Source organism: Stenotrophomonas sp. 2YAF26 (assembly GCF_052114625.1).
GTDB lineage: Bacteria > Pseudomonadota > Gammaproteobacteria > Xanthomonadales > Xanthomonadaceae > Stenotrophomonas > Stenotrophomonas indicatrix.
This window is the reverse complement of sequence record NZ_JBFRFC010000001.1, coordinates 472,424-494,311: the sequence shown is the minus strand read 5'-3', so window position 1 is coordinate 494,311 and position 21,888 is coordinate 472,424. Positions and strand designations below refer to the sequence as shown.

The window sequence follows — 21,888 nt, the reverse complement described above, 5'->3', positions numbered from 1 at the left end:
ACGGTGCGGGCCGGTGCAGCGCATTGCTGTCGGCTTCATGTCACGTGAACCGTCTATCAGTGGCAGGGCATGCGTTGCGCGTGCCTCCCGATCGCTGCCGCAGCTGCGGCCCACCAGGTTGATGAGGTTCCGATGTCGCTCCCGCACACGTCCGCTGTTCATTCGGCCGCGCCGATGCGCCGCAACCACCCGATGGCCTGGGCCATCGCGGTGGCATTGGGAACCCTGGCTGCCCCCGCCAGCCATGCGCAACAGGCATTCAGCCCGGGCTGGTTCGCCGACCGCGGCGCGGCGCAGGGTGCGGCCGCACAGAGCGGGCGCATGCCCAATGGCGTGCCCATCCAGTTCCAGTTGCCCGCGCAGCAGCAGGACGCCGCGCGGCAGAAGCTGCAGCAGTCGATCGACAACCTGGGCACCGCGGCGCAGGCGATCGCCCTGCAGCAACGCATGCAGGAACAGGCCCGGCAGGCGCGTCGCGAGGCCGGCTTCGTGGTGGCCGATGGATTGGGCAAGGATGGACTGAAGGTCGATGAGAACCCCCTGACGCGCGGCTGGGTGAATGCGCGCGAGGCGATCCAGTCGCAGGGCAGCGATGGCCGCGTACAGGTCAGCATCGAGCAGACTGCGGACCAGGCGATCCTGAACTGGGAAACCTTCAACATCGGTGGCAACACCACCCTGAACTTCCTGCAGAACCCCGACTGGGCGGTGTTGAACCGGGTCAACGACCCCAACGCGCGGCCCAGCCAGATCCTGGGCCAGCTGAAGGCCAACGGCACGGTGTTCGTTGCCAACCGCAACGGCGTGGTGTTCGGCAACAACAGCCAGGTCAACGTCCGCAACCTGGTTGCTGCTGCTGCACGCATCAGCGACGCGCAGTTCCGTGACAACGGCCTGTACAGCGCCGACACGAGCACCTCGGCCCTCACCGATGCAGTGGGCAAGGTCATGGTTGAACGTGGCGCGCGCATCACCACGCATGAACCAACCAGCGCAACGCGTGGCGGCGGCTATGTGTTGCTGGCCGGCCACAGTGTGGAGAACGCTGGCCAGATCGAGACGCGCAAGGGCCAGGTCCAGCTGGCGGCCGGCGACAGCTTCGTGATCCGCCGTGGCGTGGGTACTGCGGCCAATACCGCTTCGACCACACGCGGCAACGAAATCGCGCCGCGCCTGGTCAACGACAGTAGCGCCGGCAGCGTCCGCAATACTGGCCTGCTGCTGGCCCGCGAGGGCGACATCACCCTGGCCGGACGCAGCGTCGAGCAGGCAGGTGTGGCCGTGGCCAGCACCACGCTGGGCCAACGCGGCACCGTGCACCTGCTGGCCTCGGCCAGTGACACCCGGGCCAAGGTCACCTTGGCCGAAGGCTCGACCACAGCGGTGCTGATCGAAGACGATGGCAAGGCCAGCGCACTGGATACCCAGCGCGATGCACTGCTGAAGGAGTCGGCCGAACAGGATGCGCTTCGTGCAGCGTCGCGGACGACGACCTTCGACAATCTGTCCCTGCACAGCGATCGGCGCGACCAGTCGCGGGTGGAGATCGTTTCCGGGGGCGACATCCATTTCCAGGGCAACTCGCTGACGGTGGCTACCGGCGGCCAGGTGATCGCCGATGCCGGTCGCCGCAGCCAGCTGGACAACGGCGCGCGTGTGGATGTCTCCGGCGCGGTAGGTGTGCATGTGGCTATGGAAAGCAACAACGTACAGGTCAAGGTGCAGGGCAATGAACTGCGCGATTCGCCCGACAACCGCGACAGCGGCAAGCTGACCAGCAGCGAAGTATGGATCGACCGCCGGCAGCTGATCCACGTGCCGGCGGGCACCGGCGGCCACGAAGGCGATCGCTGGTATGCCGCCGGGGGCCTGCTGGAGGTGGGCGGCTATCTGGACAACCAGGGCCACTCCATCAGCGAATGGGCTGCGCAGGGCGGCACCGTGTTGCTGGGCGGCAGCGAGGTGGTCGCGGCCGCGGGCTCGCGGATCAATCTGGCAGGCGGCAGTCTGGATGTGCAGAGCGGGGCGATACAGCAGAGCTGGTTGCGCGGCATCGATGGGCAGGTATACCGGCTGGACGACGCGCCGGCGGAGATGCTGTTCGATGGTCTGTACAAGGGCTACGAGGTGAAGCAGGAGCGCTGGGGTGTCACCGAGGCGTTCCGCAATCCCATCGTTTTCGCTGCGCAGCGGACTGACAACGGCTACACCGTCGGCCGCGATGCCGGGCGCCTTGTAGTGTCCGCGCCGACTGCGGTGCTGGACGGCCAGGTGGAGACCACCACCTTCCAGGGCGCGCAGCAGGGGCGACGGCCGGATGCTGCGCTGGAAGGCTATGCGCAGGCGCAGACGGCGGTGGCTCGCAACGCGGGGCTGTATCTGGGGCGCTATGACGCCCAGGGTCGCAACGGCGTGTTCGATTCGGACGTGCATGTGCGCGGCGCGACGACAGGGACAGCGACAGCGGGTGTGTCGCTGCAGTCGCCGATCGTCAGTGAGCGGCGCAATACGGTCTGGCTGGATGCCGGACTGGTCAACGCGCAGCAGTGGGGCTCCATGGACCTCGCCAGCGCAGGCAGCGTCGCGGTCGATGCACCGCTGGCGCTGCAGGCGGGCGGCGCACTCAACCTGATCGGCAGCACGGTGAACGTGGCCGGTGACATCCGTATTGTCGGTGGCCAGCTGCAGGCGGGCAATCTGCTGGACGTGCTGGGGCGGCCGACAGCGCTGCTGCGCGATGGCCGCGCCAGCGTCGCCATCGCCGACGGTACCCGCATCGATCTTGCCGGTGGCTGGAGCAATGCGTCGTTCGGTGCCGGGCAGGACAGTGGCCGTGCATGGATCGACGGTGGCAGCCTGCGCCTGCAGAGCAGCCATGACGTCACTGTGGGCAGCCGGGTGGCCGTCGATGTCGACGCCGGTGCTGCGCTGGACATGCAGGGCAAGGGCCGCATCGGCAAGGGCGGAGGCGTGAGCCTGCAGGCCAACACCGCCGAGGTGGCTACCGACGGCAGTGGTCGCGTGCGATTGGGTGAAGGCAGCTATTTCAGCGGCCGTGGCGAGGGCGGCGGCACGTTCGCGTTGGGTACCGGAGGCAAGGCGGTCGTCGGCGCAGCGGAGCAGGACGTGACGGTGGTGCAGCTTGACACCGCGTTGTTCGGCAGTGGTTTCGCGCAGTACGACATCAACGCGCACCAGGGCCTGGACGTCGCCGACGGTACCCAGCTGGTCGCGCGCATGCCGGGTCTGCGCCTGGCTGAAGACGCACGCACGGCGCGGGATCGTGCCTCCGCGCTGCAGCCGTGGTCGGCACCGTTGTATGCCGCCGATCCGCAGAGTGGGCGCATCCGGCAGCGCAGCGGGGCCAGCATCACCCTGCGCTCGGACCGCAACAGCGTGGGCGGCGACCTTCGGGTGGGCCGCGATGCGCGGGTCGCCGTCGATCCGGGCCAGGCGATCACCCTGCTCGGTGCGGGCAACATCGACGTGGAGGGGACGCTGCAGGCACGAGGCGGCCGCATCAGCATCGACGATGTGCGCCCGGATACGGCGCTGTACGCCGGCCAGCGCAGCGAGCGCACCTGGCGGATCGATGACGGTGCGGTACTGGACGCCAGCGCCGATTCGGTGTCGATGGTCGATGCTGCTGGCCGCCTGCGCGGCCAGGTGCGGACGGGTGGGCGCATCGAGATCGGTGGCGCGCTCGACTGGGAGACGTCGGCTTTCGTCGACAACCGGCCGCCGGAAGCCTTCATCGTGGTCGAGCGGGGCGCGCGCCTGGACGCACGCGGCGCTTCGGCCGAGCTGGACATCGACGGCCAGGGCCGTACCCGGGTCGACAGCGACGGGGGCCAGATAGTGCTGCGTTCGGCCAATGCGCTGTACCTGCAAGGGGCGATGGATGCGGCGGCCGGTGGCAGTGGGGCGCGTGGTGGCACGCTGGGCCTCGCCTTCGGCGGCAGCGTGCATGCACGCGGAGCAACCGAGGAGGTGCTGCGCGAACGGGTGATCACGCTCAGCCAGCAGACTGCGGCCGAGACGTCGCTGCCAGCGCGGCTGGACTATGGGCACGCCGCACTGTCGGTGCAGCAGATCCAGGCCGGCGGATTCGACAACCTGTCGGTCTTCGGCGACATCCGCACGCTCGGCAATGTCGACCTGCGCATGGCCGAGTCCCTGCGCATCCATGGGCAGGGGCAGTCCAGCCTGGGCGTGGCGGCAGGCGCGAGCACCCCCAGCGCGATATCGCTGTCGGCGCCGTATGTGCGCCTTGCGCAGGCGCGCTGGAAGCAGCTGTCGGGCGAGAGCCTGCAGTTCACCCAGGGTGCGGTGTCAGCTACTGCGGGCGATCATGCGCTGGCGGTCAACGGCGATCTCATCGATCTTCGCGATGTCACCTGGCTGCCCAGTTTCGACCATCTCTCGTTGAACAGCCGCAGCGATGTGCGTCTTCTTTCCAGCATCGCCAGCAACGCGGCGGTCAGTTCGCTGCTGGCACCGGGCTCGATCGACCTGACCGCGGCGCGCCTGTATCCGACGTTCGGGGCCGTGGGCCGGGTGGTGGCGGGTGCATCGGCGCAGACCGTGGACACCGTCGACTACTGGGCGAACCCGGATGCGGTGCTGCGCATCCAGGGCAACGGCACGGCATCGGGTGTCCCTGCATCGGCGTTCGGTTCGCTTCGACTGGTGGCCGCTACCGTGCAGCAGGGCGGTGCGGTGTGGGCGCCGATGGGAACACTGCAACTGGGTGGTCTGGCCGTGGGCGGTACTGCCGGCGGACGGGTGGAACTGCTGCCCGGCAGCATCACCTCCACCAGCGGTGCCGGCCTGGCGCTGCCCTATGGCGGTACCGCCGATGGCGTCAACTGGCGGATCGGCAGCCGAAGCGTGGATTCCTTGACCGCTGGTGGCATCAGCTCGATGGGCGTCACCCTGAAAGCCAACCAAGTGAACGTGAGCCCGGACGCGCTGCTGGACATGTCCGGTGGCGGCGACCTGACCGGTGCAGCATTCATCTCCGGGCGGGGCGGTTCGGTGGACGTACTGCGCACCGCGTTGGCCGATGCCAATCCCCGCTATGCGTTCAGTGCCTCGGGCAACCCGGTGTATGCCATCGTGCCCGGCTATACGGGCGCGTTCGCGCCCACCAGCACCGACGGCTTCGCCGCGCCCGGCATCGGTCAGCAGATCACCGTGCCGGCGGGTGTTCCCGGATTGCCAGCGGGCACCTACACCCTGCTGCCGGCCAACTTCGCCCTGCAGCCCGGTGCGTTCCGTGTCGAGCTTGGCGCGACCGGTGCGTCCGGCATCTCCCGGCCGCTGCAGACCGGCACCGGCACCTGGCGTGTGTCCGGCCACCAGCGTGGCGATCTGGGCGGCGTGGAATCGCCACTTCTGACCGACCTGCTGTTGACACCGGCGGCGGTGGTGCGGCGGCATTCGGGTTACAACGAAACCAGCTACAACGCCTTCGTGCAGGCAACGGCCGACCGCCGCGGCGAATCGCGCGGCTGGCAGACCATCGATGCGCTGGGCCTGACCCTGGCGCTGGGCGAGGGCGCCGGACGCCAGGGCGCGGCGGCGATCGACTTCGCCGGTACCGCGCGGTTTGCCGCCGCCAACGACAAGGGACGGGGCGGCACCCTGGTTGCTTCGATGGCCAACCCGGCCATCGGCACGCTGGAGGTCATCGGTGCGGACGGCGTGGCGCAGGCGCGCGATCGCGGCGTGACCTTCACCGACCAGGCACTCAATGCGTTCCAGCCCGCGCGCATGGTGATCGGTGGTCAGATCAACCAGGCGGCGTCGCAGGTGGCAGTGACCGGCCAGGCCCGCAGCGTGGCGATCCGTTCCGGGGCCACGCTGCAGGCGCCGGAAGTCCTGGTGGCAGCAGCCTCCGGTGGCAGTGGCATCCTGGTCGAAGCCGGGGCGACCGTGGACACATTGCCCTACGCACGCGCTGGTGGCGACGCCGTCGACACGCTGCCCTACCAGGTCACGGGCGGCCTGCTGGCGGTGTCCAACCAGCGCCTGAACCTGATCACCGGCTCCACAGGCGTTGCCGCCGGCCCGGTGGCGATCGATATCGGCGGCTGCCAGGACGCGTGCGAGGGACAAGCGCGCCTGGTGTCCGACGGCAGCATCGCCGTCGCCACCGACGGCACCCTGCAACTGCGCGATTCGGCCAGCTACGGCACGCGCCAGCTGGGCGTCAGCATGGCTGCATTGAACCTGGGCAGCGCCGAAGCCATCGCACAGGCGGCAGCAGCGGGTGCACTGCCCGCCGGCATGACCATGAACCAGATGGTGCTGCAGCAACTGTTGCGTGGCAACGTGGCTACCGGCGCACCTGCGCTGGACACGCTGAGCCTGGTGGCGCGCGATTCGGTGAATGTGTTCGGCAGCGTCGACCTGGATGCGCGCGACAGCGCCACCGGCGTTGGCAGCCTGCGCACGCTGGTGCTGGGTGCGCAGGCGATCCACGGCTATGGGAACGCCAGCGACCGTGCGCGCATCCTGGTGGATACGCTGGTGTGGGATGGTGCGCTGGCGGCCACCCAGGCCACGGGCAGCAACGTGGCCGTGCCGCCGTCAGAGCCGATGGTGAATCGCTTGGGCGAGGGCCAGCTGGATATCGTCACGCGCACCCTGACGCTGGGGCGTGCGCCGTACAGCAGGCCCAGCTCCGAGGTCGCGGCCAACCGTCAGGTACTTGGCTTCAGCGCGTTGAACCTCGGGGCTTCGGAACAGATGGTGTTCTCGGCGAAGGGAACACTGGATGTGTACCAGCAGCGCGGCGAGTACCTGGCAGACAAGGGCTGGCAGTACAGCGGCGGCAGCGTGGCCATCAGCACGCCCCTGCTGACCGCCGACCCCGGCGCGCAGCTGGCCCTGCGCACCGGCGGCAGCTTCGCCCTGCATGGAGGCAACGGCAAGGCCGGTGGTGATGCGCTGGGCAGCGAACTCAGCATCGACGCCGATCGCATCCTGCTGGACAGCACAATTGCGCTGGCCTCCGGCCGCCTGTCGGCCAGTGCACGCCAGGGCATCGGCGTGGGTGCGCATGCGGCGCTGGATCTGGCGGGTCGTAAGGTCAGCCTGTTCGACGTGGACAAATACAGCTGGGGCGGCGATGTGCTGCTGTCCAGCGACAGTGGCGAGGTGACCACCGATGCCGCCTCGCGCATCGATGTGTCGGCGCGCAACAACCGCGGTGGACGATTGACGGTCAATGCCCTGGCCGGTCGCGCGGATCTGGCCGGACGTGTGGACGGCGCGGCCAGCGGCCGCTACGACGCTGGTGGCACCGTGGTGCCCTACGACGCGGGCGAACTGGTGGTGCGTGCACGCCAGCTGCTGGATTTCGCAGGGTTGAACCAGCGGCTGAACAGCGGCGGCGTGACCGGCGCGCGCACCTTCCAGATCGGCGAGGGTGACCTGCAGATCGGCGACGAGGTGAAGGCGCGCCGGGTCGACATCAGCGTGGACAAGGGTAGCCTGACCGTGGCCGGGCGCATCGACGCCAGCGGCGAGCAGGTCGGCAGCATCCGCCTGTACGCCCGTGATGCGCTGCAGGTGAACGGCACGCTCGACGCGCATGGCAGCGGCCTGCGCGTGGACAGCTACGGCAAGATCATCGACAGCGCCAACCGGGCGACGGTCGAACTGGGCAGCGCGGCGGGCCAGGTCAGCATCGGCGCTGGCGCCGCGATCGACCTGCGTGCCGGCAGCGGGGTCGCCGTGGGCAGCCAGCGTGGGCAGAACGATGGCGTTGCGCGCGGTACGCTGAAAATCGATGTGCCACGGATCGGCACCGATGACGCGGCCATTGCCGTTGCCGACGGTGTGCGCATCACCGGTGCGGCCGACATCCAGGTCAACGGCGTGCGCCGCTATGACGATGCACCGCTGGCCTCCAGCGTGGATGTGCACGGCAACCGGGCGCAGGTCGTGACCCAGCAGTGGCTGGACCAGATCGTCGATCCGGATAACCGCACGTGGATGGACGGGGCGCTGGCCAATGCCGATCTGCAGCAGCGCACCACAGCGCTTGGCAGCCACCGGCTACGTCCGGGCGTGCAGGTGGTTGCGCGCCGTAGTGCGGACAACCCCGGTGGCGACCTGACGGTTTCCGGTGACATCGACCTGTCCGGCTACCGCTACGGTCCCGATGCCGACCGTCTCGACCCGGCGCGGCGCGGGTTTGGCGAATCGGCCTCGCTGGTGCTTCGGGCCGAAGGCAACCTCAACATCCATGGCAGCATCAACGATGGCTTCGCGCCACCGCCCGCCAACCCGGATGAAGCCGGCTGGGAACTGATCGAGGGTCGCAGCAGTGGTGCCGCCAACACACCGTTCGGTGGCGGCCTGGTGGTGCCGGTGGACGGCGTACAGCTGCAGCCGGGTACCGAATTCCCGGCGGGCGCCACGCTGAACTATGCGGTACCGGTGGAATCGGCTGTGCTGCCGGCCGGTACCGTGCTGCCCGCAGCGATGACACTCGCCGACAGCTTGCGACTGCCTGCCGGCACCGTGCTCGGTGCGGCGGTGACCACCCGTGATGGGCAGACCTTCGCCGCCGGCACCCTGCTTGACCAGCCGTTGCAGCTGGAGGCAGGCGCGCGCCTGGGTGGCGGCTTCCGTCTGCGCAGCAGCGTGCAGATGGCTGCACAGGATTGGCCCGCCGGTGCTGTGCTGCCGATCGCGTTGCGTCTGGCACGGGCGGTGGACCTGAAAGTGGGCGCATACATTCCCTCCATGACCAAGGTGGAGCTGACCGCCGATGCGCCGGTGAAGCTGCGACCTGCCGATGCCAATGGCAACCAGGGCCGCAACTGGGCGCTGGCGCCGATGCTGGCGGAAGGCACGACGTCGTGGGACCTGACCGCTGTGGCCGGCGCGGACAGCGACGCTGCCGATCCGCGCACGCGTCGCTGGGGCAGTGACGGCAGCGTGGTGCTGGCCGATACCCATCAGGGATCGGTGGGCACGGTGAAGACCGAGATCATTTTCGTGGGCGACCGCGTGCTGACCGAGCAGGCCTCGCTGGACTGGATGGGGGACACCTCCTATGCCGGCCGCCCGATCGCCGAACTGGCCGATATCTTCGGTTACACCGAAGAGGAGTTCTGTGCGCTGGCAGACGGTTACTGCGGCCCCGCGCCGCGGCAGGTGGCCGCACAGGGCTCGCTGGATTTCTGGGGCGATGAATCCTACGTCGGCACGTCGGCCAAGGACTTCGCGGCGATCTTCGGCATGACCGAAGACGAGTTCTGCGGATCGGCACCCACCTATTGCTTCGGCGGAGGCACGCAGACCGAGGTGACCACCTACGGCAAGCGCCCCGGCACACCCGCGTGGAGCGTGCTGCGCACCGGCAAGGGAGATCTGGAACTGCTGGCGGCCGGCGACGTGGTGATGAAATCAGGATTCGGCGTCTACACCGCAGGGACACCCACCTCGCTCGGCAACGGTCGTGATGCGGACTTCAATTCGCCGCGTGCGCCGGCGCCCTGGAACAGCGCTCTGCTCGGCAAGGGCGTGGTGCCAGGCAGCTACGACGCTGCACTGGCGAGCTACCAGGCGTGGTATCCGGACCATGGTGGCAACCTGCGCGTGGAGGCCGGGCGAGACATCGTCGGCGACGTGTGGACCGCGCGCGCCGAGTCGGGCAGCACCGACCGGGACATGGCCCTGCATGGCAGTGCCGCAGTGGGCAACTGGCTCTGGCGGCAAGGCACCGGCAGCACCACCGGGGTGACGCCGGTACCGACCAGCTGGTGGGTGAACTTCGGCACCTACGCCAACGTCTCGGCCACCGCAGGCAGCACGCCGCGGATGGTGGGTTTCACCGGCTTCGGTACGCTCGGTGGCGGCAATCTCACGCTTGACGCCGGCCGCAACGCCGGTGTGCGCGAGGCGATGGGCGATGCTCTGGGGTTCATGACCGCACCGCACTCGGGTGCGATCGTTGCCGCGGTCGGTTCCACCGGACGGGTCAGTGATGGCCAGCTGTACCTGACCGGCGGTGGCGATCTGCGCTTGCGCACCGGGGGTGTGCTGAATCCGGAGCTGACGGCCACGTTCTCCAGCCTCAACACCGCCAGGGCAGCGCAGGACCTCGATCTCAACGGCACCTTCACCAACCTGCGGGGCAGCCTGCTGCTGGAGGCCGGTCGCATCGGTGGCATGGGCGTGACGCTGGAGAACTACGGCACACTCGGTCGCCAGCGTGCGGCCGATCTGTTCGCCGCCGACAGTGCACGTGCGATGGGCGGTCCGGTGCTGGTGCTGGGCGATGCCACGGCATCGCTGCAGGCGCGCGGTGACGTAGTGCTGGGTGGTGTTGGCGATGCTGGCCGGGTAGCGGTGGCGAACTACAGCGGTGTGACCCAAGACAACGGCAGCCGCGCCGCCGGCACCACGTGGTTCTCGCTGTGGACCGCATCCACCGCCGTGGACCTTTTCAGCGCTGGAGGCGATCTTTCGCCGGGCGTGGTCGGACCCCTGAATCTCAACGGCAGCAACCTCGGCGCCGAGCAGGTGCAGCTGCAAGCCGGCGGGCGCGATCTACTGCAGTACTGGCTCTATCCTTCGCGGTTCAGCGCGGTTGCCGCACAGGGCAACATCACCTTCGACCGCCTGAGCATGCAGGATAACACCCAGGACGTACTGCTGCTGGCACCCTCGGCCAGTGGTCGCCTGGATGTACTGGCCGGCGGCGGCATCTTCGCCCAGCCGGGCGCCACCCAGATGGCGCGTTCGGCCGCGGATACACGTATGCCGGGGCCGTTCGATCCAGCCTTCATGGCCCAGGTGGGCGATGGCAACGGCAACCTCACCCGGCCGCACCACAATCTGTCGGTGGATGGCCATTCGGCGACGCCGGAGGCGGCATTGCCGCTGTTCGCGTTCGGTCCCAATACACCGTTGTCGAATCTGCCGGGTGCACTATCGCCCAGCCGCTTCTATGCCGTGGGCGGCGACATCATCGGCCTGCAATCGGGTGCGCAGCGTACCTTGGATCGCTCCGGCAGCCAGCACACGCAGTTTGCTCTGTTCGAGGCGGCCGGTGCGGTGCAGATGCGCGCCGGGCGCGACATCCTGGGTGTTTCGCTGACCGCCCTGAACAGCACAGCCACCGATGTTTCGGTGGTGGACGCAGGGCGCGACGTCGTACACCTGGATGCCGTGGTGGCCGGTCCCGGCAATCTGGAGGTCAGTGCGGGTCGTCAGCTGCGGCAGGAGGACGTGGGCAGCATCGTGACGCTGGGCGGTATCGTGCAGGGCGATGCCCGCTCGGGGGCGAGTGTCGGCCTGACCGCCGGCAACCAGCAGATCGACTTCGCCGCACTGCGCGCGCGCTATCTCGACCCGGCCAACCTCGCCGATCCAGCGCAGTCGCTGGCGGCGCAGCCGGGCAAGGCGGTGAAGATCTATGACAAGGAACTGAAGCAGTGGCTGCAGCAGCGCTTCGGTACCTCCAGCGAAGGCTCGGATGCACTGGCCGCGTTCGACGCGTTGCCGAAGGAACAGCAGCGCATCTTCCTGCGCCAGGTCTACTACGCCGAGCTGCGCGAAGGTGGTCGTGAGTACACCCATGCGGAAGGGCCGCGTTTCGGTTCCTACCTGCGCGGTCGCGAAGCGATCTCCACGCTGATGCCGGACAAGGATGCGAATGGCGCAACCATCAACCGCGCTGGCGATATCGTGATGTACGGCGGTTCCGGTGTGCGCACCGAGGCCGGCGGCAACATCGAGTTGATGGCCCCGGGCGGGCAGATCGTGGTGGGCGTGCAGGGCGTGGTGCCTCCCGCAAGTGCGGGCCTGGTCACCCAGGGTCAGGGTGACATCCGTCTGTTCAGCCAGGACAGCGTGCTGCTGGGCCTGTCGCGGGTGATGACCACCTTTGGCGGCGACATCCTGGCATGGTCCGAGCAGGGCGACATCAATGCCGGACGTGGTTCGCAGACCACGCTGCTGTACACCCCGCCGCGTCGCGTCTATGACACCTGGGGCAACGTGATCCTGTCGCCGCAGGCACCGGCCAGCGGCGCCGGCATTGCAACGCTGAACCCGATCGCCGAAGTGGCACCCGGCGATATCGACCTGATCGCACCGTTGGGCACCATCGATGCAGGCGAGGCCGGTATCCGCGTGTCGGGCAACATCAACCTGGCGGCATTGCAGGTGCTCAACGCCGCCAACATCCAGGTGCAGGGCGACAGCAAGGGCCTGCCGGTGCTGGCCTCGGTGAACGTCAACGCGCTGGCTTCGGCAAGCGCTGCGGCCAACAGCGCCAGCCAGGCCGCACAGGACGTGATGCGCAAGAGCCAGGACGATGCGCGGCGCAACCAGCCGTCGGTGATCAGCGTGCAGATTCTCGGCTTCGGCAGTGCCAGCAGCAGCATCGACCCGCCAGCACGCGGAAACACGGCCGCCGCCAGCGGCTACGACGTCGACAGCGCCTTTCAGTTCCCGCAGGCGCGGGCAGACGCGGGCAAGCAGCAGGTGCAGTAGATCCATGCCATGCGTGGATGGAGGAACGGTGCGGACCAAGGACCGCACCCACCACGCGCAGAACAGAGGATCGGGCCAGCTGCCAGGGAACGGTGGCGGCCCCAGCCAGGACGGCACCGAGGGCAGGGAACAGCCATCAGCGGTGAGGACCACCGACACGGCGCCGCCGGGCGCGGGACAGCGCCCGGCGGCAGGAGGGCGGTAGATCCACGCCACGCGTGGACGCCTCTCCGTAGATCCACGCCACGCGTGGATGCCTCTCAGTAGATCCACGCCGCGCGTGGACGCCTCTCAGTAGATCCACGCCATGCGTGGATGGCTGGGTCAGCTTCAGTGCCGACCAACGGTCGGCACCCACCAGAGCAGGCTTGGCAGCAGAGGCAGGCCTGGCAGTAGATCCACGCCATGCGTGGATGCTCCTCTCAGAGCGCCAACACCCGCCGGTAGCTCAGCGGCCCGCGTGCATCGCGCAACCCCAACCGCAACTCCAGACCGGTCGCCGGCAGAATCTCCCCCTGGCTGGGCAGCATCGCCCAACCCACCCCTGGCTGCCACGCCCGCACCTCGAAGCGCTGCACATCACGGGCCACCAGCAACCCGCGCGTCGGCTCGGGCGCCGGCAGCGGATAGTGATCGGACGGCGTACCGCTGGCGCGCCACAACGTGCTGCCTTGCCGCCACCAGCGAACGCGCTGCCACTGCAGTCCATCACTACCGACGCTGCGGGTGATCTCCAGCGTAAAGCCGCCATCGGGGTGGCGCTCGCTGGCCAACGATGGGGGCAGCAGCCGTGACGGCTGATCGGCGGGGCGCACTGCGCCGTTCATCAGCGCATCATCGGCCCGCATCTCGATATCGCGCTGGAATTGCTGCAGCACCCGTATCGCGGTGCTGGTCTCGGCATCCGCCTGGCGCAGGCGCTGGTCCGTATTGGCAACGCTGTCCAGTGCGCGCCAGCAGATCACCGCAAGCACGCCCATGATGGTGATGGCGATCATCACCTCGATCAGGGTGAAACCGCCCGCCGCGCGTTTCATGGCGCCGCCGTCCACGGCAACTGCAGGCGCGTCAGCGATTGCTTCGGCGCATCTTCGGCCACCACGCTCAACTCCAGCTGCGGTTGCCCGTCCATACCACTGCCCAGGTGCTGCTGCACCAGGAAGCGGGTGCGCCCCTGCAGGCACAGCAGGCGCGCATCGCTGGGTGGCTGTGCGGACAGACGCAGCTCCTGCCAGCGGTCCTGCGCGCACAGCAGGGCCAGCCGGCGGTCCCGCAGGCGCGACTGGTCATCGGTCGCCACCGCCACCGAGCGCATCACCGCTGCCAGCGCGATGGCCACGATGGCCAACGCGATCAGCACCTCGATCAACGTGAATCCGTGTTGCTGCCGCTTCACTGCATGACCTGCAATTGTCCACTGCCATCATCACGAAGACGCAGTCGACGACCGTCCAGCGACAACGCCAGCTCCCACGGCACACCAATCCATTCGGGGCTCAGCTCGATGGCGGCCGTGGGTTGCACGGTGATGCCACGGGTCTGCCACTGCTGGGGGCGCAGCAGGTCATCGCGCCGCAGCTCGACCCAGCCCTGGCTGTCGCGGCGGCTGAAGCGGTAGCCCTCCGCAGTGGCCTGCCAGCGGATCGGCCGACCATCGATGCGAGCTTCGTCGCGAGCGACCTGCAGGCGCTGCGCCAGCCGCTCGGATTCCTGGCGCAGCTGCCGCGCGGGGTCGAGCAGGCTGCCCAGGCCGAGGCCGATACCCGCCGTGCAGATGCCGATGATGACCAGCACCACCATCAGTTCGATCAAGGTGAAACCGCGTGGCCTGCGTTGCATCGCACATCGCCTCCCGTCCTTGCCGATACCTGCCAGCGTAGGCGCGGATGATGAAACAAAAGCGTCAGCGTCAGCTGCTAGCGTGGCCGCACAGGAACCTGGCGAAGGTGCGGAACATGGACGGCAGGCGTTGGGATCGCAATCGCACGTTGACCCTGCTGGCGGCCATGCTGCTGCTGACCGTGGCGGGATACTGGGGCATGGCCCTGTTCATGGCGCCGGTTCGCATTGGCGCCGCCACAGTGCGGGTCGCCGTACCCGCTGCCCCGGCCTTCGACGACGCAGCGAGCGCGCCGCTGGTACGGCTGCTTTCGCCAGGTGCAGTACAGACCGAGGTGACCGTGCTGGGGGTGATGGCAGGGCGGCAGGCGCCACTGGCATTGCTGTCGGTGGATGGGGCACCTGCCCAGGCCTATGCGCCGGGCCAGCGGCTGGGTCCATCCACCGTACTGGCCTCAATCAGCGCCAACGTGGTGGAACTGCAGCAGGCAGGGCAGGCGCGTTCGCTGCCCGTGCCCGGACTGCCGCCGCTGCCCACCGATGGCATCGTTCCCGCCGCCGTGGGGCGGCACTGAACACGGCTCAGCGCGCTGGACGCTGCGGCACCACCGAACGCCCGAATGCATCACCCATGCGCTGCCGCGTGCCCTCCAGGTTGTACTGCAGCAACTGGTTGCCAGGCTTGCGCATCAGGCGTTCGGCTTCGGGAAGGTTGGGGCGGGCGGCCGTGCCTGCTGCCGGTGCCAGCTTGCGTTGCAGGCAGTCCCAGGCGGGGATGCGCTCGCCGTTGACCTGTACTTCGATGCATGGCGCTGCTTCTGCCTGTTTGGCAGCCTGCTCAGCCCGCGCCCAGGGCGCAGCCAGAGCCAGAACCAACGCCACACAGAGGGCAGGGCGGTTTGGTGTAGCCAGGGTGGCGTGCATCTTGAATCTCCCGAGGCAGCAGGCGCTTTGCAATGAAGACGTGTGCCAGGCGAAGTGTCCGCCTGCGCCTGTTTCAGCATCGTCAGCAGATGACAGTGCTGTCACAAAACTGTTGGCGGTTTTGACGCGGCCTGCACGTCCTGTTGATAGACCCACGCGCCGCTCCCTGGCGATTCCCTTCGATACGACGCGATGCCTTCGATGACTCCCGTTCCGTGCCGTGCCGTTCGCCTTCCGCTGCGCCTGCATCCCTTGCTGCTGGCCCTGGCGTCGCTGCCGTCTCCGGCGTTCGCGCAGGACGCCGCGCCAGCGCCCACGGTGAACATCAACGAGTACATCGTGCGCGGCAACACCGTGCTCGATGCGCGCCAGATCGAACGCGCGGTCGAACCGTTCCTCGGCCCCGGCAAAACGCTCGCCGATGTCGAGAAGGCGCGCGATGCAGTCAACGCGCTGTACCAGCAGGCCGGCTACCAATCGGTCTATGTGGAGCTGCCCGAGCAGCAGGTCAATGCGGGCGTGGTGCTGCTGAAGGTGCAGCAGACGCCCATTGGCCAGCTGCGCGTGGTCGGTGCCCGCCATGACTCACCCGAGCGCATCCGTGAGCGGGTGCCGTCGTTGGCTGAAGGGCGCGTGCCCGATTTCGACCAGGCACAGAAGGAACTGACGGCGCTGAACGAAGGGGGCCGCCGTCAGGTGATGCCATTGGTGCGCGAAGGCCAGGTGCCGGGCACCATGGATGTGGACCTGCAGGTGGAAGAAAAGTCACCCTGGCGTGCCAGTGCGGCGCTCAACAACGACCATAGCGCCGATACCGAGAAGCTGCGCCTGAGTGCATCGCTGGCCCACGACAACCTGTGGCGGCGCGGCCACAGTGCGAGCATCGGCGTGTTCATCGCGCCGGAAGACACCCACCAGGCAAAGGTGTTCTCCGCCTCCTACACCGTTCCCTTCGAGGGCACGCCGTGGAGTCTTGAGGCATCGGGCTACACGTCCGACAGCCGCGTACTCAATGCCGGCGGACAGGGCGGCGCAGGCACGGGCACCGGCACCAACGTGATCGGCAACGGTCATTCCATTGGTCTCAAGCTCAACTACCGCCTGCCGGGCAGCAGCGCTTGGTGGCGCCAGCTCAGCCTCGGCGTGGACTTCAAGGACACCGAAGAAGACACGCAGATGGGCAAGGACAGCCTGAAAACGCCGTTGAAGTACGCACCGGTCACGCTGGCCTTCGTCGGCGTGCGCCAGGGCGAGCACGATCAGCTGAGCATCAACACGCAGCTGGTGGCGGGAACCCGGCGTCTGTTCGGTTACGGCAGCAACGCCACCGATTTCGGTCAGAAGCGCTACTGGGCCGATCCGAGTTTCGTGGCGTTCAAGGCCGATGTCTCCAACACGCACACCTTCGGCAACGACTGGCAGTGGTATGCGCGCGGCTCGCTGCAGGCGACCGATGCACCGCTGGTCTCGGCCGAACAGTTCGCCGCCGGCGGCATGTACACCGTGCGCGGCTACCTGTCGGCCGAAGCGATCGGCGACTACGGTGGCCTGGCCAACCTGGAATGGCGCACCCCGGCGTGGTCGCTGTGGAGCGGTACCGACCTGCGGCTGTACAGCTTCGCCGACGCGGCCTACCTGCGCCTGCGTCAGCCGCTGCCGGAACAGCGCGACAAGTACAACCTGGCGTCGGTCGGGCTGGGCGCGCAGCTGCGCCTGGGCGAACACCTGCAGCTGCGCCTGGACTACGCCTGGCCCTACGCCGATGGCCCGGTCACGCGCAAGGACGACCCGCGCCTGCATTTCAACATCAGCACCAGCTACTGACCCTTCCCTTGAGATGCGTTCTCCGGAGACCTTTTGCATGGACCGTCTGCTTTCCCGAATGTTGCTGCTGTTGGCTGCGCTGATCGCGCTGCCCGCCGCCGCGGCCGATGCCAAATGGTGGCAGGCCGAATGGAAGTACCGCAAGCCGATCACCGTCGACGCAGGCCCACAGGGCGCGGGGTTGGCCGGCAACCCCGGGCGTACGCCGCTGCTGCTGCGCCTGCATACCGGCAACTTCGGTTTTGATGGCACCCAGGAGGGTGGCAACGACCTGCGTTTCGTTTCTGCCGACGGGCGTACGGTGCTGGCCCATCAGATCGAGCAGTTCGACCCTAACCTGGGCCTGGCCCTGGTCTGGGTGGACGTTCCGGTACTGACTGCCAGCGCGCCGCAGACGATCTGGATGTACTACGGCAACGCGAAGGCGCCGGCCAGCGGCAATGGCCAGCAGGTGTTCGATCCGGACTACACGCTGGTCTACCACTTTGCCGAAGCCAATGCGCCGGCGCGTGATACCACGGCCTACGGCAACACGGCCGGCGCGGCGGTGCCTGCGGCGGAAAGCACGGTGATCGGGCGTGGCGTGCAGCTGGGCGCCAGCCCGCTGGCGCTGCCGGCCAGCGCGTCGCTGGCACAGGAAGCGGGTGCGCCGCTTACCGTTTCTGCCTGGATCAAACCGGGCGCGCTGACCACCGCGCAGGCGATCTATGCGCGCCGCGACGGCAGCGCCGAGCTGGTGGTGGGTATCGACAACCGGGTGCCGTTCGTGCAGCTCAACGGTCAACGCAGCACGCCGGCGCAGCCGATTCCGGAAGGGCAGTGGGCGCATGTTGCGGTTACCGCCGAGAAGGGGTCGCTGCAGCTGTATCTGAACGGTCGCGTGGTGGCCCAGCTCAGTGGTGAGCTGCCGGCACTGACCACCGCAGCGGTGGTGGGTGCCGATGCGCCGGGCGCGGCGCAACCGCTGGCCAACTTCGATGGCGCGCTGGATGAACTGCGCATCTCACGCGTAGCACGCCCGGCGGCGCTGCTGCTGGCCGATGCCACCGCGCAGGGCGCCGATTCGCGCTTGATCAGCTACGGCGCCGACGAGCAGTCGGCCGGGCAGAGCCACTTCGCCTTCATCCTCAAGGCGATGCCGTTCGATGCCTGGGTGGTGGTCGCCATCCTCGGCCTGATGATGCTGTTGTCCTGGGCGATCATGATCGCCAAGAGCCGTCATTTCGGCCGCACCAGCAAGGCCAATGCGGTGTTCACCGAGAGCTTCAGCAAGCTCTCCGGCGTGCCGCTGCGCACGTTGTCCGAGATGGACCGGCAGGGCAAGGTACCGACGGCGATGCACGACGGCTCGCTGTGGCGCATCTACCAGGTGGCCATCGATGAGATGCAGCAGCGTCATCAGCGCGATGGCAACTCCGGCTACCTGAGCGCGGCCACCATCGCCGCAATCCGCGCGTCGATGGATGCGGTGATGGTGCGCGAACAGGAAGCGATGGCGAGGCGCATGAACTGGCTGTCGACCACCATCGAGGGCGCACCGTATGTCGGTCTGTTCGGCACCGTGATCGGCATCATGCTGGTGTTCGTGGTGGCGGCGATGGCCGGTGCGGTGGACATCAACTCGGTGGCCCCAGGCATGGCGGCAGCGCTGCTGTGTACCGCCGCCGGCCTGGGCGTCGCGATTCCTGCGCTGTTCGGCTACAACTGGCTGGGCGCACGCGCCGAAGCGATCGGCGCCGACATGGCGGTGTTCATCGACGAGTTCGCCGCCCGCCTGGCCGAAGAGCAGGACGGGCGCGGCCCGGCCGTGGTTCAGGGCTGAGGGGCCGGCCATGGCCTACAAGGCGAAGTTTGGCGTCAAAAAGCGCGAGAAGGGCATCAACGTGACGCCCTTCGTCGACGTGCTGCTGGTGGTGCTGGTGATCTTCATCCTGACCAGCAACGCCTCCATTCCCGGCATCGAGGTCAACCTGCCGAAGGCCAGCAACAGCGCGGCACTGGAGAAGCCCAAGACCAAGGCGATCACCATCGACCCCAGCGGCCAGGTGTTCCTGGATGCGTACCCGGTGACGATGGCCGAGCTCGAGGACCGCCTGCGTACCGAACGGGCAACCTCGCCGGATTTCCCGGTGATCGTGCGCGGCGATGCGCAGGTGCAGTACGCGCGCGTGGTCGAGGTGCTGGATCTGCTGCGCCGGCTGGAGCTGGCCCAGGTCGGCCTGGTCACCGGCAAGGCGCAGGGTTGAGGCATGGCCGGCCATCGACCACCCCTGCAGGAGCCCGGTACGCGCGGACGCCAGTTGCTGGTGACGATCGCGCTGGTGCTGGCGGCGCTGCTGGTACTGGGTGTTGCCGTGTGGTGGCTGCTGTTCAAGGACACCGCCAGCACCCGCCGGCCAGTGGTGCAGCCGCCGATGCTGGCGTTGCCACCACCGCCGCCGCCTCCACCACCACCACCGGAAAAGCCGCCTGAGCCGGAGACGCCGCCGGAAGAGACTGTGCCCGAGCCGGAGCCGCTGGAGCAGCCAACGCCGGCCGAAGAACCGACGCCGACGCCGGACAATGCCGACCCGGTGACCATGGACGCAGATGCGCAGGCCGGCGGTGACAACTTCGGCATCCAGTCGGGCAGCGGCGGTGGCTCGTCCGGCGTTGGCCGTGGCGGTGCCGGCAACGCCAGCTATGGCCGCTACCTGGGCTATCTGATGCAGCAGGCGATTTCGCGCGATGCGCGGGTCAAGCGCCTGGCGTTCCAGCTGCAGGTGAATGTCTGGCTGGCGCCCGATGGCCGGCTGGAGAAGGTCGAGCTGGTGCGTGGCAGCGGCAACGAAGAGGCCGACGTGGCCGTGCTTGAAGCACTGCGACAGATCGGCAAGGTCGACCAGATGCCACCGGCGTCGCTGGATTTCCCCGCGCGCGTGCTGATCCAGGGGCGCCGTCCCGGCGCGTGACCGATGAATTCCGTGATTTCCCTTCTTTCGATGAGAACCGTGATGAACGACCACGACCGCGCTCGAACCGCATCCCGCCGCCCACGGCCGGCCCGACGGGCGCTGCTGTGCTGCGCCGTACTGCTCAGCCTGACCGTTCCGGCCAGTGCGATGGCGGCCGAAACCACCATGGTCAAGTTGATCAAGGGGCTGATCGCCAGTGGCGCGCTCAAGCCCGAAGACGGCCAGGCCCTGCTGGTGCAGGCCGAAGCAGAAGCGGCGGCTGCGCAACGCGGCACCGCCGGCAGCACAGCCAGCAGCGGCGGGGTGGCGCTGGAGGCCGGTGATGTGCGCGTGCCGTACGTGCCGCAGAGCGTGCGCGATGGCATCCGTGATGAGGTACGCCAGGACGTGATGGCGCAGGCCAAAGCCGAGGGCTGGGCCGCGCCGAACGAGGTGGCCGAGTGGACCAAGCGCATCAAGGTCAGCGGTGACATGCGCGTGCGCAGCGAATCGCGCTTCTACTCCGAGCGCAACAGCGACATCGAGACCAACTGGGCCTCGGTGAACGCCGGCAACGGCTTCGATACCAACAACAACACCAACCTGCAGCTGCCGCCGCTGCTCAACACCCGCCAGGACCGCCGCAATCTGTGGCGCATCCGCGCACGGCTGGGCATCGAAGCGACGATCGGCCAGCACACCACCGCAGGCGTGCGCCTGGCCAGCGGCAGCAGCAACGGGCCGGTGTCCACCACCGAACAGCTTGGCGGTGGCCTGGGCAAGAAGGACGTGTGGCTGGACCAGGCATGGCTGGCCTACAGCCCGGCCGACTGGGTGACGGTGCGCGGCGGACGCTTCGGCAATCCGTTCTGGACCAGCGACACGCTGTTCTCCAACGATCTGAACTTCGACGGCCTGGCGGCCAATCTCAGCTACGACCTCGCCGAGGACGTCGGCCTGTTCGGCAACCTGGCGGTGGTGCCGTTGGAGTACACCTCCGACAGCGCGCCCAGCCAGAGCCGGGTGAAGACGCCCAACGAGAACAAGTGGCTGTCCGGTGCGCAGGTGGGGGTGAACTGGCGCTTCAACGATGACAACAGCCTGCGTGCGGCGCTGGGCTACTACGATTTCAAGAACATCAGTGGTCGCCTGTCGTCTCCCTGCGCGCTGTACGCCGGCGCGGTCGGTTGCGATACCGACTGGTCGCGGCCGGCGTTCATGCAGAAGGGCAACACCCTGATGCTGATCCGCGACATCGCCCGCAACCCGTTGGATCCGGCCAACACGCCCACGCCGCAGTACGTGGGCCTGGCTTCTGCCTTCCGCCTTGCGACCTTCAACCTGCGCTGGGATACACAGCTTGCGCAGGACATCGGCATGCGCCTGGATGCGGACTACATCCGCAACCTGGCCTATGACAAGCAGGCCATGTTCGCGCGGGCCAACAACGGCATCGTCAACAACTACGGTGCCGGTGGCAGTGCCAGCATCGACACCTTCCGCAGCGGCGACACCGCCTGGATGCTGCAGGCCACCTTCGGCGCAACCGAGCTGAAGGAGAAGGGCCAGTGGCAGGCCCTGCTGGGCTACAAGCGGATCGAGGCCGACGCACTGCCCGATGCCTACAACGATCCGAACTTCCACCTGGGCGGCACCAATGCGCGCGGCTACTACGTGGGCGGCGCCTATGCGCTGGACGCGCGCAGCTGGATCAGCGGCAAGTGGATGGCGGCCAAGGAAGTGTCGGGCCCGCCGTTGTCGATCGACGTGTTCCAGTTGGAGTTCAATACCGGTTTCTGATCGGACAGCGTGATCGCAGTCACGACACGTGTGGCGGGGGCGCGGC

Annotated in this window: 11 protein-coding genes; 7 read left to right on the top strand and 4 right to left on the bottom strand. The window is 68.1% G+C overall.

The window, feature by feature from the left end:
* Nucleotides 1–132: 132 nt before the first annotated feature.
* The gene (locus AB4Y98_RS02165) at nucleotides 133–12,522 is read left to right on the top strand and encodes a filamentous haemagglutinin family protein (RefSeq protein ID WP_442243678.1); all 12,390 of its coding nucleotides are present in this window, start codon (nucleotides 133–135) and stop codon (nucleotides 12,520–12,522) included.
* Between the two features lie 422 nt (nucleotides 12,523–12,944).
* On the opposite strand, the gene AB4Y98_RS02160 is transcribed toward AB4Y98_RS02165, so the two are convergent.
* Genes AB4Y98_RS02160 through gspH form a run of 3 tightly spaced genes read right to left on the bottom strand, consistent with a single transcriptional unit; the run spans nucleotide 12,945 to nucleotide 14,361 of the window.
* Nucleotides 12,945–13,559: a PulJ/GspJ family protein gene (locus tag AB4Y98_RS02160; RefSeq protein ID WP_442243677.1), complete on the bottom strand. Its 615-nt coding sequence runs from the start codon at nucleotides 13,557–13,559 to the stop codon at nucleotides 12,945–12,947.
* Nucleotides 13,556–13,918, bottom strand: a complete 363-nt coding sequence (gspI, locus tag AB4Y98_RS02155; protein WP_313248210.1) for a type II secretion system minor pseudopilin GspI — start codon at nucleotides 13,916–13,918, stop codon at nucleotides 13,556–13,558. The genes AB4Y98_RS02160 and gspI overlap by 4 nt, the downstream gene beginning before the upstream one ends.
* On the bottom strand, nucleotides 13,915–14,361 hold the full coding sequence (gene gspH, locus AB4Y98_RS02150; RefSeq protein ID WP_313248213.1) for a type II secretion system minor pseudopilin GspH: 447 nt from the start codon (nucleotides 14,359–14,361) through the stop codon (nucleotides 13,915–13,917). The genes gspI and gspH overlap by 4 nt, the downstream gene beginning before the upstream one ends.
* A gap of 116 nt (nucleotides 14,362–14,477) precedes the next feature.
* Between gspH and AB4Y98_RS02145 the strand changes: the two genes are divergently transcribed.
* A complete protein-coding gene (locus AB4Y98_RS02145; RefSeq protein ID WP_442243676.1) occupies nucleotides 14,478–14,936 on the top strand; it encodes a hypothetical protein in 459 nt (152 codons plus the stop codon).
* A gap of 7 nt (nucleotides 14,937–14,943) precedes the next feature.
* Here AB4Y98_RS02145 and AB4Y98_RS02140 read toward each other — a convergent pair whose 3' ends face one another.
* Nucleotides 14,944–15,285, bottom strand: a complete 342-nt coding sequence (locus AB4Y98_RS02140; RefSeq protein ID WP_313248537.1) for a hypothetical protein — start codon at nucleotides 15,283–15,285, stop codon at nucleotides 14,944–14,946.
* A gap of 201 nt (nucleotides 15,286–15,486) precedes the next feature.
* Between AB4Y98_RS02140 and AB4Y98_RS02135 the strand changes: the two genes are divergently transcribed.
* The 5 genes from AB4Y98_RS02135 to AB4Y98_RS02115 are packed head-to-tail and all read left to right on the top strand — an operon-like array spanning nucleotide 15,487 to nucleotide 21,842.
* Nucleotides 15,487–17,109, top strand: coding sequence for a ShlB/FhaC/HecB family hemolysin secretion/activation protein (locus tag AB4Y98_RS02135; protein WP_218787606.1), 1,623 nt, complete (start codon nucleotides 15,487–15,489; stop codon nucleotides 17,107–17,109).
* A 37-nt stretch (nucleotides 17,110–17,146) separates the two neighbouring features.
* Entirely contained in the window at nucleotides 17,147–18,931 is a 1,785-nt protein-coding gene (locus tag AB4Y98_RS02130) for a DUF2341 domain-containing protein (RefSeq protein ID WP_442243675.1), read from the top strand.
* A gap of 10 nt (nucleotides 18,932–18,941) precedes the next feature.
* A complete protein-coding gene (locus AB4Y98_RS02125) occupies nucleotides 18,942–19,355 on the top strand; it encodes an ExbD/TolR family protein (RefSeq protein ID WP_442243674.1) in 414 nt (137 codons plus the stop codon).
* 3 nt (nucleotides 19,356–19,358) lie between these two features.
* Nucleotides 19,359–20,060, top strand: coding sequence for a cell envelope integrity protein TolA (locus AB4Y98_RS02120; protein ID WP_051501606.1), 702 nt, complete (start codon nucleotides 19,359–19,361; stop codon nucleotides 20,058–20,060).
* Nucleotides 20,061–20,102: 42 nt separating this feature from the next.
* Nucleotides 20,103–21,842, top strand: coding sequence for a putative porin (locus tag AB4Y98_RS02115; protein ID WP_442243673.1), 1,740 nt, complete (start codon nucleotides 20,103–20,105; stop codon nucleotides 21,840–21,842).
* The last annotated feature ends 46 nt before the right edge of the window (nucleotides 21,843–21,888 follow it).

Excerpts from the sequence above, each read along its gene's own strand:
- AB4Y98_RS02130 (WP_442243675.1), top strand. The coding sequence starts at position 17,147 with ATGGACCGTCTGCTTTCCCGAATGTTGCTGCTGTTGGCTGCGCTGATC.
- AB4Y98_RS02120 (WP_051501606.1), top strand. The coding sequence starts at position 19,359 with ATGGCCGGCCATCGACCACCCCTGCAGGAGCCCGGTACGCGCGGACGC.
- AB4Y98_RS02160 (WP_442243677.1), bottom strand. The coding sequence starts at position 13,559 with ATGAAACGCGCGGCGGGCGGTTTCACCCTGATCGAGGTGATGATCGCC.
- gspH (WP_313248213.1), bottom strand. The coding sequence starts at position 14,361 with ATGCAACGCAGGCCACGCGGTTTCACCTTGATCGAACTGATGGTGGTG.
- AB4Y98_RS02145 (WP_442243676.1), top strand. The coding sequence starts at position 14,478 with ATGGACGGCAGGCGTTGGGATCGCAATCGCACGTTGACCCTGCTGGCG.
- AB4Y98_RS02140 (WP_313248537.1), bottom strand. The coding sequence starts at position 15,285 with ATGCACGCCACCCTGGCTACACCAAACCGCCCTGCCCTCTGTGTGGCG.
- AB4Y98_RS02125 (WP_442243674.1), top strand. The coding sequence starts at position 18,942 with ATGGCCTACAAGGCGAAGTTTGGCGTCAAAAAGCGCGAGAAGGGCATC.
- AB4Y98_RS02165 (WP_442243678.1), top strand. The coding sequence starts at position 133 with ATGTCGCTCCCGCACACGTCCGCTGTTCATTCGGCCGCGCCGATGCGC.
- AB4Y98_RS02135 (WP_218787606.1), top strand. The coding sequence starts at position 15,487 with ATGACTCCCGTTCCGTGCCGTGCCGTTCGCCTTCCGCTGCGCCTGCAT.
- AB4Y98_RS02115 (WP_442243673.1), top strand. The coding sequence starts at position 20,103 with ATGAACGACCACGACCGCGCTCGAACCGCATCCCGCCGCCCACGGCCG.